The 13,131-nt window shown below is 74.5% G+C and carries 13 protein-coding genes; 5 read left to right on the top strand and 8 right to left on the bottom strand.

Going from position 1 to position 13,131, the window contains the following annotated elements; genetic code table 11:
* Positions 1 to 112: 112 nt before the first annotated feature.
* The 8 genes from def to ACFWPI_RS34090 form a co-directional block, all read right to left on the bottom strand.
* On the bottom strand, positions 113 to 757 hold the full coding sequence (gene def / locus ACFWPI_RS34125) for a peptide deformylase (RefSeq protein ID WP_079135633.1): 645 nt from the start codon (positions 755 to 757) through the stop codon (positions 113 to 115).
* Positions 758 to 840: 83 nt separating this feature from the next.
* Positions 841 to 1,833, bottom strand: a complete 993-nt coding sequence (locus tag ACFWPI_RS34120; RefSeq protein ID WP_380379549.1) for a tetratricopeptide repeat protein — start codon at positions 1,831 to 1,833, stop codon at positions 841 to 843.
* A 304-nt stretch (positions 1,834 to 2,137) separates the two neighbouring features.
* The gene (locus tag ACFWPI_RS34115) at positions 2,138 to 3,496 is read right to left on the bottom strand and encodes an HD domain-containing protein (RefSeq protein WP_063347882.1); all 1,359 of its coding nucleotides are present in this window, start codon (positions 3,494 to 3,496) and stop codon (positions 2,138 to 2,140) included.
* On the bottom strand, positions 3,493 to 4,941 hold the full coding sequence (locus ACFWPI_RS34110; protein ID WP_380379551.1) for an HD-GYP domain-containing protein: 1,449 nt from the start codon (positions 4,939 to 4,941) through the stop codon (positions 3,493 to 3,495). The genes ACFWPI_RS34115 and ACFWPI_RS34110 overlap by 4 nt, the downstream gene beginning before the upstream one ends.
* Before the next feature lie 356 nt (positions 4,942 to 5,297).
* Positions 5,298 to 5,705 (bottom strand): mycothiol system anti-sigma-R factor, encoded by a 408-nt coding sequence (gene rsrA / locus ACFWPI_RS34105; protein ID WP_380379553.1) that lies wholly within the window; start codon positions 5,703 to 5,705, stop codon positions 5,298 to 5,300.
* Positions 5,702 to 6,445, bottom strand: a complete 744-nt coding sequence (locus ACFWPI_RS34100; RefSeq protein WP_063351149.1) for a sigma-70 family RNA polymerase sigma factor — start codon at positions 6,443 to 6,445, stop codon at positions 5,702 to 5,704. The genes rsrA and ACFWPI_RS34100 overlap by 4 nt, the downstream gene beginning before the upstream one ends.
* Before the next feature lie 301 nt (positions 6,446 to 6,746).
* Complete coding sequence (locus ACFWPI_RS34095; protein WP_063347884.1) at positions 6,747 to 7,382, bottom strand: alpha/beta family hydrolase; 636 nt, start codon at positions 7,380 to 7,382, stop codon at positions 6,747 to 6,749.
* Positions 7,383 to 7,455: 73 nt separating this feature from the next.
* Complete coding sequence (locus ACFWPI_RS34090; protein WP_380379557.1) at positions 7,456 to 8,208, bottom strand: SOS response-associated peptidase; 753 nt, start codon at positions 8,206 to 8,208, stop codon at positions 7,456 to 7,458.
* Positions 8,209 to 8,346: 138 nt separating this feature from the next.
* On the opposite strand from ACFWPI_RS34090, the gene ACFWPI_RS34085 reads away from it, so the two are divergent.
* The 5 genes from ACFWPI_RS34085 (at position 8,347) to hisN (ending at position 13,010) form a co-directional block, all read left to right on the top strand.
* Positions 8,347 to 9,078, top strand: a complete 732-nt coding sequence (locus tag ACFWPI_RS34085; protein ID WP_380379560.1) for a M50 family metallopeptidase — start codon at positions 8,347 to 8,349, stop codon at positions 9,076 to 9,078.
* A gap of 154 nt (positions 9,079 to 9,232) precedes the next feature.
* Positions 9,233 to 10,564 carry a 3-phosphoshikimate 1-carboxyvinyltransferase gene (gene aroA / locus ACFWPI_RS34080; protein ID WP_063347887.1) on the top strand — a complete coding sequence of 444 codons (1,332 nt, stop codon included), beginning with the start codon at positions 9,233 to 9,235 and terminating at the stop codon, positions 10,562 to 10,564.
* 15 nt (positions 10,565 to 10,579) lie between these two features.
* Positions 10,580 to 11,635, top strand: a complete 1,056-nt coding sequence (gene rsgA, locus ACFWPI_RS34075) for a ribosome small subunit-dependent GTPase A (RefSeq protein WP_063347888.1) — start codon at positions 10,580 to 10,582, stop codon at positions 11,633 to 11,635.
* Between the two features lie 130 nt (positions 11,636 to 11,765).
* Positions 11,766 to 12,089, top strand: coding sequence for a multidrug efflux SMR transporter (locus ACFWPI_RS34070; protein ID WP_063347889.1), 324 nt, complete (start codon positions 11,766 to 11,768; stop codon positions 12,087 to 12,089).
* 123 nt (positions 12,090 to 12,212) lie between these two features.
* Positions 12,213 to 13,010 (top strand): histidinol-phosphatase, encoded by a 798-nt coding sequence (hisN, locus tag ACFWPI_RS34065; RefSeq protein WP_063347890.1) that lies wholly within the window; start codon positions 12,213 to 12,215, stop codon positions 13,008 to 13,010.
* Positions 13,011 to 13,131 lie beyond the last annotated feature (121 nt).

Here is a 13,131-nt window from a genome sequence, read left to right as displayed (position 1 = left end):
CCCGGCGGTCAGGCCCTGGGCCAGGTAGCGCTGGAGGCGCAAGAGCGGGAACGCCAAGTGCGGAAACGCAAAGGGCCGGGACGCCCGTCGCGCCCCGGCCCTTGACGGTTCGTCAGTCGTTCGCCACGGTCGCGTACCGCGCGGTGCCCTCGGCCATCTGCTTCAGCGCGTCCTTGCGGTCCCGCTTCGACAGCTTGTCGATGTAGAGGGTGCCGAACAGGTGGTCGGTCTCGTGCTGCAGGCAGCGGGCGAAGAAGCCGGTGCCCTCGACCCGGATCGGCCGGCCGTCCTTGTCCACGCCGGTCACCGCCGCGTACTCCGGGCGGGGCAGCTCGGCGTACGCGCCCGGCACCGACAGGCAGCCCTCGTTGCTGTCGTCCAGCACCCGCCGGCGGTCCGCCGGGTACTCCTCCAGCTTCGGGTTGATCACGTGGCCGATGTGGCGCACGCCCTCGTCGTCCGGGCAGTCGTAGACGAAGACCTTCAGGTCCACGCCGATCTGATTGGCCGCCAGGCCCACGCCCTCGGCCGCGTACATCGACTGGAACATGTCGTCGATCAACGCGGACAGCTCACCGTCGAACGCGGTGACGTCCTTGACCTCGCGGTGCAGGACCGGGTTGCCCACCACGGTGATCGGACGCGCGGTGCCCTTGGAGAGGTCCGGCTGCTCGCCGACCACCTTCAGCGGGGCCTCGTCGGCCGCCGACTCCTGGTCGTGGTCGTGGTCGTGCTGGTGGTCGTGCTGCTCCGCCATCGCTGCTTATCCGCTTCCGCTTCCGAGAATGGTCCAGGTATTCGGCTCTCGCCGGGTACACCGCTCAAGGGTAAGCGGCGCGCTCAACAGACTTCCTCCAGATCGCGGTACGCCCGCGTGCCGGGCGAGGCCGCGGCCCAGCGGTCCAGCAGCGAGCGGACCAGCAGAGCGGGCGCGGCGATCCCGCACTCGCGCTCCACCAGCCAGGACATGCCGGCCTCCCCGCCCTGGCTGAGGTGGCTGAGGTGTCCGGGGTGCGCGGCGTCGCCGTCGTCGTGCGGGTCGTGGTGGGCGGTGTGCCCGTCGTCCGTGGCCATCCGGCTCTCCGAGCAGGCCCGGCAGAGCAGCCGCACCGAGGACGTCCAGTCCTCCGCCGCGTAGCCGGCGTCCGCCACGACCCGCTCCAGCGCGTCCCGGTCCCCCGCCGTGGCGGCCTGGAGCAGCACCACGTAGGTCGGCACCGGGGACGGCGCCCACAGCTCGATCTCGTCGAACACCGGATAGGCGACCCCGTCGGTGACCCGCTCGCCGTGCGGGGCGCCGTCGTGCAGCACCACCTCGCCCCAGCGGCGGCCGGAGGAGGGCAGCGGGATGGACAGCACCTCGATCCGGGCCGGGTCCAGCCGGCGGCCCCACACCACCTCGGACTCGCCGTCCGGGGAGAGCCGCACCGGGGTGGTGCCGAGGTCCAGGCCGACCGGGCCGTCCGGCTGCCCGCCCGGGCCGCCGGGCAGCTTCAGCCCGTACGCCTGCCAGGCGCGGCGGGCCAGCGGCCAGTCCTGTAGGGCGGTCGCGGTGATGCCGAGGTTCCACCAGTCGGGGGCGCCGTGCTCGCGGTCCAGCAGGGCGACGGCCCGCAGCCCGGCCGAGCGGGCCTGCTCCCAGTCCCGGCGGAACTTGTGCAGCAGGGCGAGGTTGAACCAGGAGTCGGACAGCCAGGGCTCCAGGTCGGCGGCCATCACCAGCAGCGCGCCGGCGTCCTCGTAGCGGCCGTCGCCGATCAGCGTGAAGGCCCGGTCGGTCGTCTGCCGCCAGGTGGCGGACGGCCGGTGCCGTGCCCGGTGGAAGATCCTCACGTTCGTCCCTGCCGTCGTCGTCCGCTCAAGTCCCGTACCGCCGCGTCCGGATCCACTTCCGCGGGGGTCCGGGGCACGGTGCCCCGGGTCGGTGTTCCACGCTACGACCGCATCCAACCACGCCCGCCCCCGCCCGCGCTCCCCACCGGCGAGGTTGGGGCCGCCCCTACCCAGCCTGCCCGCCCGGCCGCCCCGCCTCAACCCCGGCGCAGGCCCGCCGGTCCGCGGCGCTCCGCCGGTCCGCCCCGCGGCACTCGACGGGACCCGGGCCGACCGTCGGACTTCGGGCCCGCCTGGACAGGCCCTAGCCGCCCACCCGGGCCAGCGCGTCCACCACCCGGGCGTCGTACACCCGGCCGCGCCCCAGCCGCAGCACCTCCAGCGCCTCCAGCCGGCCCACCGCCTCGCCGACCCCGCGGCCGCGGGCCGCCGTCAGCAGGTCGTCGTGGGCGTTGGCCACCCGGATGATCCGGGCCGCCAGCGGCACCGCGCCGTCCCCGCCGGCCGTGCCGAGCACCGGATCGGCCAGCCGGGCGACCTGCTCGGCGACCTGCCGGGGCACCCCGGTGCGGCGGATCACCTCGCTGCCCAGCCGGGCGATCCGCTGCTGCTCGGCGCAGGGCAGCAGCGCGGTCGCGCCGTCCGGCACCGGCTCGACCAGCGACAGCTGGCCCACGTCGTGCATCAGCGCCGCGTACTCCAGCAGGGCGAGTTCCCGGGTGCCCAGCCCCAGCTCGCGCCCCAGCGCGCACGCCGTGTCCGCGACCCGGCGGGCGTGCCCGTGCGGGGTGTAGCCGGCCACCTCGGTGGCCCGGGCCAGGCTGGCGATGGTCTGCCCGGTGGTGGCCCGCACCGCCGCGGCCCGCCGGAAGGACACCTGGGCGAGCAGCAGCGGGGTGCAGAACAGCGGCAGCGCCCACAGCCCGACCTCGCCGGCCGCCAGGCTGACCAGCATCCCGGTGGCGACGATCGCCGAGCCGATCCCGAACAGCGAGCGCAGTTCGTCCTCCAGCGCCGCCGGGAACCGCAGCCCGCCCTCCAGGCCGGCCGCCGACCGGCGCAGCAGCGCCGCCAGGGTCGCGTCGCAGAGCGCGGCCAGCGCGGCGACGGCGGTCAGGAACACCCCGTACGCCGGGCCCTCGGGCGAGAAGCGGTCGACCAGTCCGCCGTTGTAGAGCGGCTGGAAGACGGCGGCGGCGAAGCCGACCCCGAGCAGCCGGCGGGCGGCGCTGTCCCGCCGGGCCGGGTCGGCCCAGGGCGGGCGCCGGTGCGGGCGGCCGGGGCGGGCCCGCTGGGTCAGGCCCGGCCGGCCCCGGCCCGGGCGGCACGCCCTGAGCCAGGGCAGTGCGAGGCCGGGCAGCCAGGCCAGCAGCAGGCCGACGCCGGTCACCGCGACCACCTGGAGCATCCCGTGCGCGGTGGGCACCCCGCGCAGCGGCCCGAGCAGGGCGTACGCCAGCGCGCCGGCCGCGCCGATCGGCGCCTGTTCGCGGTCGCCCGGAAGGGTGATCCGGACGCACTCACCGAGCGCGATCAGCGCCGTGAACGCCAGCGCGACCCTCGCCCCGGCCACCCCGCGCACCGCGACCGCGCCCACCGCGAACACCAGCAGCGCGGCCGCCGCCGCGTGCACCACGCGGGCCTCCCGGCCGGCCGCGGTCACGGCTGCCCGGCCGTGGGGACGCTCCCGCCCTGCGCGGGCACCCGGCCCGGCGCCGCCCGCGCCGGCTCGGGCACCCCGAGCGGAATGTCGGGGACGGCCCGGATGCCGTCCCCGGGCGGCGGCAGCACCGGCTGCCAGTCGTGCCCGGCCAGCGCGTCGATCAGGGCCCGGACCATCACCGGGTCGAACTGGCTGCCCGAGCAGCGCTCCAGCTCCGCCACGGCCTCGGCGACCGGGCGGCCGCGCCGGTAGGAGCGGGTGGAGGTCATCGAGTCGAAGGCGTCGGCGACCGAGATGATCCGGGCGAACTCGGGGATCTGCTCGCCGACCAGCCCGCTCGGGTAGCCCCGGCCGTCCATCCGTTCGTGGTGGTGCAGGATCCCGGCGTGCGCCTCGCCGAGGAAGGCGATCCCGCGCACCAGCTCGTACCCGTACACCGGGTGGATCTCGACGGCCCGCCGCTCCGCCTCGCTGAGGGGACCGTTTCTGCGCAGCAACTCGGTGGCCACGCCCAGCTTGCCGACGTCGTGCAGGATCCCCGCGAAGCGCAGGGTGCGCAGCCGCTCGGCCTCCATGCCGAGCTGACCGGCGATCAGCACCGAGGCCCGGCCGACCCGTTCGCTGTGCCCGCGGGTGTACGAGTCCTTGATCTCCACGGCCTGCACCAGCGACTGCACGGTGGCCTGGTGGGCGTCCCGCTCGCGCTGGCCCTGGGCGAACACCCAGGCCGAGATCGACAGTGGCAGCAGCGCCAGCAGCGCCGCGAACGCCCCGTACGGGCCCTGCCAGAGCACGGCCACCATCAGGCCGCCGGCCGCGTGCACCAGCACCGGCAGCCCGCACACCGCGACCGCCCCGCGCAGCAGCACGACGGGCCGGCGGTCCTCCGCGAGCATCAGCATCGCGCCCACCAGCACCCCGTTGACCAGGCAGAACGTGACGACGGCGGCGAAGCCGGGCAGCAGCGCGGCCGGGAAGCGGGAGCCGAGCAGCAGTTGCGGCCCGTGCAGCAGGTGGAAGGCCGCTGCGGAGGCGAAGGCGCACAGCGCGAGCTGGGAGCCGTTCCACAGCTGGCGGGTCCGGCAGCCGCGCCCGGCCGGGCCGCCGAGCACCGCGGCGGGCACCGCGACCAGCGCGGCGGCGGCCGGCGGCAGCATCAGCACGCCGGCGAACAGCACCGGGAAGAAGGCGTTGACCCCGGGGCGGGAGAGCGCCCGCTCGGGCGGCGGCGGTCGGCGCAGCAGCCGGCGGACCAGCCGCAGGCAGGGCGTCGGCAGGCCCTGGGCCAGCGACTCCCAGCAGCCGTGCAGGAAGGCCAGCAGCCCGACCTTGGGCCAGTCCACCGGGGCACCGAGCCAGCGCGGGATCCCGGGTGGCACGCCGGTCGGCAGCAGCGGCAGCAGGCAGCACAGCGCCGCCACCGGGACGGCCACCAGGTAGCGCATCGCCCCCTCCGGCAGGGCCGCGTCTTCGCCGTCGATAGCGATCTCGACCTCCCCGACGTCCGGGCCCGCGTTGCCTCAGCTCGCCGGGCGGACCGGCGGTGAGCGTCCGTCAGGAGGATAGGCCGCCACCCGGGCGCAGGGACGCATGATGGCGCGACGACGCTGCTGGCGCACCGCCAACTCACCCGAACGAGTGAGGGGCGCACGCAAGCACAACGGGAGCGGCCCCGGGAGCGCACGCTCCCGGGGCCGTCTGACTCCGTGTCCGGACCGCTCGGCCCGCCCTCGCCGGCGGGCCCGTCCGCTTGCTCCGCCCGGCCGCTGAACGACCGCCCAGCCGTTGAACGGCCGCCCGGCTACTCCGCCGGGGCGCCCGCCTCGACGGTGGCACCGGGCCGGACCGTCGGCTCCTCCGGGGCCTCGCCGGCGGCCGGCGCCGACCGGTCCGTCTCGACGTGCAACTCGACCGTGGTGTCGACGGCGACCACCACCTGCTCGCCCGAACGCTGCCCCGCCCGGATCGAGTCGATCCTGGCCAGCACCTTGCTGCGCAGGTCAGCCGGGGTGTCGTCGCAGCCGCAGGAACGCTTGATCAGTGCCTTGATCGCCTGCTCCAGCCCGTACTGCTTCAGGCAGGGCGAGCACTCCTCGAAGTGCACCCGCAGCTTGGCGCAGTCGCCCTCGGCCATCTCGTTGTCGAGGAATTCGTAGAGGTGGTCGAGGACCTCGCCACACTCCGTGTCGTGCGGATCGCCGCAGCTCATGAGCCCGAGCCCTTCGCTTCCTGCCCTGCCCCGCTGCCGGCCGGGACGAGCCCGCGCTCACGGGCGTAATCCTCCAGCATGCCGCGCAGCTGACGGCGGCCGCGGTGCAGCCGGGACATCACCGTGCCGATGGGAGTACCCATGATGTCCGCGATCTCCTTGTACGCAAAGCCTTCTACGTCCGCGAGGTACACGGCGATCCGGAACTCCTCCGGAATGGCCTGGAGCGCGTCCTTCACATCGCTGTCGGGGAGGTGGTCGAGCGCCTGGGTCTCGGCCGAGCGCAGACCGGTCGACATGTGCGACTCGGCGCGGGCCAGCTGCCAGTCCTCGATCTCCTCCGCCGCCGTGCGCTGGGGCTCGCGCTGCTTCTTGCGGTACGAGTTGATGAACGTGTTGGTGAGGATGCGGTACAGCCAGGCCTTGAGGTTCGTGCCCTCGCGGAACTGGTGGAAGGACGCGTACGCCTTGGCGAACGCCTCCTGGAGCAGGTCCTCCGCGTCCGCGGGGTTGCGCGTCATGCGCAGCGCCGCCGAGTACATCGGATCCAGGTAGCCCAGGGCGTCGCGCTCGAAGCGCTCCCGCCGGGCCTCCTCGCTCTCCTGTGCCGACACCCGGAAGGTGTCCTCACCGATCGCCTCGGCCAGCTCCTCACCGGTGAGCGCCTCGCCCGTGGGCTGGCCCTCCTCCGGGCCCCGGCCCGGCTCGGCCTCGTGCTCGGTCCCGACGACCGGACCCACCTCCTCGGCATGGCGGGCACGACCCACGGCGGGCCGCCCCGAAATGGAGGATATCGGGCTGACGGGCTTCTCGCCCGCGACAATCCAGTCGGACCAGGCGGGGCCGAACGCCGCGGCGGCCTCGCGCTGCTCTGACCGCTCGGGGCACGCGATCGAACCCATCTGCCCTGCCTCTCAACCGGGAATCGTACTGACGAGAGTGCCAACCACCCCGACCCCGCCCGCATTCCCGCGCCCGCCCCGAAATCGCTCGTACGGGTGATCGAGCGGAAACCCCCCGCTCACGGCCGCCCCCGCCGCCTCAGACGACCCGCAGCACCCAGTCCCCGACCGCCCGGCAGATCGCCTCCAGCACCTCGTCCTGCCCCACCGGCGCCCGCTTGGGCACGTCGAAACCGTGCCCGCCGTACGGCACCGCCACCAGCTCGTGCCCGGGCGGCAGCTCCGGGAACTCCTGCGGCCCACCGAACGGATCCGCCGTACCCTGCACCACCAGCGTCGCCGCCCCCGACTCCAGCAGCTCCTGCGCCCGGCTCTTCTCCGGCCGGCCCGGCGGGTGCAGCGGGAACGCCAGCGCCACCACCCCCACCGCCCCGCTCGCCGCCCCGGTCCGGCAGGCCACCCGCGCCCCGGCGCTGCGCCCGCCCACCACCAGCGGCAGCCCCTGACCGGCCAGCCGCCCGGCGACCGGGGTCCAGCCGCGGTCCAGCGTGCGCGGCGCCGGGGCGAGCCGCTTGCCCGCCACCCGCCAGGGCTGCTCCACCAGCGCCACGGTGATCCCGCGCGCCGGCAGCGCCGCGGCCAGCGCCACCAGGTCCCGGGCCTCGATCCCGCCGCCCGCGCCGTGACCGAGCGCCAGCAGCGCCTTCGGCGCACCGGCCCGGTGGTAGCTGATCCGGGCGTCCCCCACCTCGGTGGGGACGAGTTCGGTGGTCATCGTCGGTCGCTCCAACCGGCTCAGGCTCCCTCAGCTGTCAGGACGCAATCGTCGAACTTCAAACATTCAGACATCAGAACAGGGTGGTCTCGTACTCCGCCTCGGCCCACGGCTCCTTCAGCTCCGGGCCGTTGTTGCGGATGCTGCCGACCGCCGGCGAGACCGGAGTGGCCAGCAGCGCACCGGGCGGCGGCGGTATCAGCAGCCGGCGCAGCTCGTCCGGGTCGTCCAGCCCCGGGTCCAGCCACTCGCCGTAGGAGGCCGGGTCGAGGAACAGCGGCATCCGCTCGTGGATCGACGCCAGCGACTCCTCGGCGTCGGTGGTGACGATGGTGAAGGTCACCAACCAGGCCGCCGGATGGTCGGCCGGCACCGTCCGGTCGCGCCAGAACTCGTACAGCCCGGCCAGCGCCAGCGGGGTGCCGTCCGCCCGGGACACGAAGAACGGCTTCTTGCGCGCCTTGCCGCGCTCGCCCGGCACCGTCTGCCACTCGTAGTAGCCGTCCACCGGCAGGATGCACCGCCGCGAGGCGAACGCCTGCCGGTACGAGGGCTTCTCGTGCACCGTGTCCGAACGGGCGTTGATCATCTTCACCGCCGTCTCGGCCGACCGCGACCACTGCGGCACCAGGCCCCAGCGCAGCACCCTCAGCTGGCGCACCGGCCGCGTCCGGCCCTTCGGCACCCGCTCCAGCACCACGAAGGCGCTGGTGGTCGGGGCGACGTTCCAGTTGGGGGCCAGCGTCTCAGCCGGATCCCACTGCTCGACGCCGAACAGCTCGACGATGTCCTCGGGCTTGCCACTGGCTGCGAAGCGACCGCACATGCGGGCCAGCTTGCCATGCCCGCCCCGCTCACCACTTCTTCATCCCGCCAGGAGAACCGTCCGCTCCCGCCCGCCCGTCCCCGCATGGGAGGCTGCCCCGAACGGCCCAACGCAGCGGACGGAGGCGGAGACGAGACGATGAGCGCACAACCCACCGACCAGAACCTCGGCGAACTGTGGAACCAGGTCACCGGCACCCAGCCCGCGCCGCCCGGCTGGCTGGTGCTGGCCACCGCCGGCGCCGCCCTGCTCGCCGTCCTCGCCCGCCCGCTCTGGCACGTCACCCGCAACGCCGTGACCATCGCCCACGAAGGCGGCCACGGCCTGATCGCCCTCGTCACCGGCCGCCGGCTCGCCGGCATCCGACTGCACTCCGACACCTCCGGCCTCACCCTCTCCTACGGCCGCCCCACCGGCCCCGGCATGATCCTCACCGCCGCCGCCGGCTACACCGCCCCCGCCCTGCTCGGCCTCGGCTGCGCCGCCCTGCTCTCCACCGGCCGGATCACCCTGCTGCTCTGGCTGGCCATCGTCCTGCTGCTCGCCCTCCTGGTGCGCATCCGCAACGCCTTCGGCCTGTTCACCGTGCTGGTCGCCGGCGGCGCCTTCTTCCTGGTCTCCTGGTTCGGCAGCGCCGAGGTCCAGGCCGGCTTCGCCTACCTCGGCTGCTGGTTCCTGCTGTTCGGCGCCGTCCGCCCGGTCCTCGAACTCCAGCACCAGCGCCGCATCGGCTGGGCCCGCGACTCCGACGCCGACCAACTGGCCCGCCTCACCCACATCCCCGGCCTCGCCTGGATCACCGTCTTCCTGCTCACCGCCCTCGCCTGCCTCGCCCTGAGCGCGACCTGGCTGCTCCAGCCCCTGCACTGAACCCCACCCTCGGCGCGAACCTGCTGCTCCGGACCCTGCGCCGGGCCGCCCCCGCGGCACGGGCCTGCTGCCACAACCCCTGCACCGGGCCTCCCCCGTCCCGCCATGCGGTTGGCGCAGGGGCCGTTCCGGTACGGCCCCTAAACTTGCCCCCATGACCGAGACCCTGTGGCCCGCCCCCGTCGCGACCACCCCCGTTGACGCCACCGTCACCATCCCCGGCTCCAAGTCGGTCACCAACCGAGCCCTGGTGCTGGCGGCGCTCGCCGACGAGCCCGGCTGGGTGCGCCGGCCGCTGCGCAGCCGCGACTCCCAGCTGATGGCCGACGGCCTGCGCGCCCTCGGCGTCGGCATCGAGGAGAAGGTCAACAACGACTCCGGCGGCACCGGCGGCGGCGAGGCCTGGCGGGTCATCCCGACCCCCGCGCTGCGCGGCCCCGCCTCGATCGACGTCGGCAACGCCGGCACCGTGATGCGCTTCCTGCCCCCGCTCGCCGTCCTCGCCGACGGCCCGGTGCACTTCGACGGCGACCCCCGCAGCTACGAGCGCCCCCAGCACGGCGTGATCAACGCCCTGCGCGCGCTCGGCGCCCGGATCGACGACGGCGGCCGCGGCGCCTTCCCGCTGACCGTGCACGGCACCGGCGCGCTCGACGGCGGCCCGGTCGAGCTGGACGCCTCCTCCTCGTCCCAGTTCGTCTCCGCCCTGCTGCTCTCCGGCGCCCGCTACAACCAGGGCGTCGAGGTCCGGCACGTCGGCGGCCCGGTGCCGTCGCTGCCGCACATCCGGATGACCGTCGAGATGCTGCGCCTGGCCGGCGTCCAGGTCGACGCCCCCGAGGACGGCGGCGAGAAGGACGTCTGGCGGGTCACCCCCGGCGCCCTGATCGGCCGCGACCTGGTGGTCGAGCCGGACCTCTCCAACGCCGCGCCGTTCTTCGCCGCCGCCCTGGTCACCGGCGGCCGGGTGACGGTCCGCGACTGGCCCAAGCACACCAGCCAGCCCGGCGACCAGCTGCGCGAGATCTACACCCGGATGGGCGGCGCCTGCGAGTTCACCGACGAGGGCCTGCAGTTCACCGGCACCGGCCGGATCCACGGCATCGAGGCGGACCTGCACGATGTCGGCGAGCTCACCCCGGTGATCGCCGCCGTCGCCGCACTGGCCGACTCCGAGTCCCACCTGTACGGCATCGCCCACCTGCGGCTGCACGAGACCGACCGGCTCGCCGCGCTCGCCAAGGAGATCAACGACCTCGGCGGCGACGTCACCGAGACCGAGGACGGCCTGCGCATCCGCCCGCGCCCGCTGCACGGCGGCGTCTTCCACACCTACGAGGACCACCGCCTGGCCACCGCCGCCGCCGTGGTCGGCCTGGCCGTGCCCGGCGTCGAGGTGGAGAACGTGGCCACCACCGCCAAGACCCTGCCGGACTTCCCGAAGATGTGGGCGGAACTGCTCGGCGAAGCGGTGGCGGACGCCTGAGCGGAGACTGAGCACATGCGCCGCTACGGCAAGGACGCCGACGAGGACGACATCCGCAACCGCCCCGCCCGCCGGGGATCCCGGCCGCGGACCCGGATCCGGCCCAAACACGATGACGCCGCCGAGGCGATGGTGCTGACCGTCGACCGCGGCCGGCTGACCTGCCTGATCGACCCGGGCACCAAGCAGGAACGCGAGATCGTCGCCATGAAGGCCCGCGAGCTGGGCCGCAAGGGCGTCGTCGTGGGCGACGTGGTCAACATCGTCGGCGACCTCTCCGGGGACACCGACACGCTCGCCCGGATCGTCCGGGTCGAGGAGCGCAGCTCGGTGCTGCGGCGCACCGCGGACGACGACGACCCGTACGAGCGGATCGTCGTCGCCAACGCCCAGCAGCTGGCCATCGTCACCGCGCTGGCCGACCCGGAGCCCCGGCCCCGGCTGATCGACCGCTGCCTGGTGGCCGCCTACGACGCGGGCATGGAGCCGCTGCTGGTGCTCACCAAGGCCGACCTCGCCCCGGCCGGGCCGCTGCTGGAGTCGTACGCGCCGCTCGGCATCGACTACGTGGTCACCCGTCGGGACGAACTGGAGACGGAGGGCGCCGAGGCCGTCCGCGCGCACCTGCGCGGCCTCTCCACGGTGTTCATCGGCCACTCCGGCGTCGGCAAGACCACCCTGGTCAACGCCCTCGTCCCGGACCACCAGCGGCAGACCGGCCGGGTCAACGCGGTCACCGGGCGCGGCCGGCACACCACCGTGTCCGCGCTGGCGCTGCGGCTGCCCCCGCCGCCGGGCGCCAAGCCGGGCTCCAAGAAGGCGCTGGACCCGGGCTGGGTGATCGACACCCCGGGCTTCCGCTCCTTCGGCCTCTCGCACATCGACCCGTCCCGGGTCATCCACGCCTTCCCCGACCTGGAGCCCGGCACCGCCGACTGCCCGCGCGCCTGCAGCCACGACGAACCGGACTGCGCGCTGGACGCCTGGGTCGCCGACGGCCACGCCGAGGGCGCCCGGCTCTACTCGCTGCGCCGGCTGCTGGCCAGCAAGGAGGCCCGCGAGGGCGACTGACCCGGGCGGCGGTTTTACCGTCCCATGGGTTTCCCGACCGTTCGAGGTGTCGGACCGCGCCGGCCTGGCGATCATAGGAAGGTCGGGCCACAGCGCGGTCCGACCCGTCGATCGACAGGGAGGGCACGCGATGGCATGGGCCTTGGTGGTCCTGGCCGGCCTGCTGGAGACCGGCTTCGCGATCAACCTCAAGCTCAGCGAGGGCTTCACCAAGCTCTGGCCCACCATCAGCTTCTGTGTGTTCGCCCTGGGCAGCTTCGGCCTGCTCACGCTGTCCCTGAAGAGCCTGCCGGTCGGCCCCGCCTACGCGGTGTGGACGGGCATCGGCGCGGCCGGCACCGCCATCTACGGCATGGTCTTCCTGGACGAGACCACCTCGGTGCTGAAGCTGGTCTCGATCTCCCTGGTGATCGCCGGCGTGATCGGCCTCCAGCTCAGCGGCTCGGCGCACTGACCGTCACCGGCCCACCCCTGCTACCGGCCCACCCCCGCTGCTCGCCCGCTCGCCGCCGGCAGGCCCGTCCCGGTCCGCGAGCCCGGCTGTCCCGATCCGGGCGGGATCGCTAGGGTTTCGGACATGGCCGATTACCACGACGATCTCCGACTCGCCCACGTCCTCGCCGACTCGGCCGACTCGGTCACCCTGGAGCGCTTCCGCGCCCTCGACCTGAAGGTCGAGACCAAGCCCGACCTCACCCCCGTGAGCGACGCCGACAAGGCCGCCGAGGAGCTCGTCCGCAGCGTGCTGCAGCGCGCCCGCCCGCGCGACGCGGTGCTCGGCGAGGAGTTCGGCCTCCAGGGCTCCGGCCCGCGCCGCTGGGTGATCGACCCGATCGACGGCACCAAGAACTACATCCGCGGCGTCCCGGTCTGGGCCACCCTGATCGCCCTGCTGGAGGACGGCCCGGACGGCGTCGAGCGCCCGGTGGTCGGCATCGTCTCCGCCCCCGCGCTGCAGCGCCGCTGGTGGGCGGCCAAGGACCTCGGCGCCTACGCCGGACGCAGCCTCACCAAGGCCTCCCGGATCCACGTCTCCGGCGTCTCCCGGATCGAGGACGCCTCCTTCTCCTACTCCTCGCTCTCCGGCTGGGAGGAGCGCGGCCGCCTCGACCCCTTCCTGGACCTCACCCGCGCCTGCTGGCGCACCCGCGCCTACGGCGACTTCTGGTCCTACATGATGGTGGCCGAGGGCGCGGTCGACATCGCCGCCGAGCCCGAGCTGTCGCTCTGGGACATGGCCGCCAACTGCGTCATCGTCGAGGAGGCCGGCGGCCGCTTCACCGGCCTGGACGGCGTGCCCGGCCCCGGCGGCGCCGACGCCGTCGCCAGCAACGGCATCCTCCACGAGGAGACCCTGCGCCGCCTGAGCGTCTAAGGGCTCTCCTGCGCGGCCGAACGTGGTGCGGGCCCCGGGGACCACGGCACAGGTCGACCCGGCCCCCCCCCCCACGGGGCGCGGCCCCGCGACAGCGTGCGCCCCGCCCCGCCGGCCCGCA

It is taken from the genome of Kitasatospora sp. NPDC058492, assembly GCF_042720685.1.
Taxonomy (GTDB): Bacteria; Actinomycetota; Actinomycetes; order Streptomycetales; family Streptomycetaceae; genus Kitasatospora.
The sequence above is the reverse complement of the archived record's forward strand: the minus strand, read 5'-3'. Positions and strand labels throughout refer to the sequence as shown.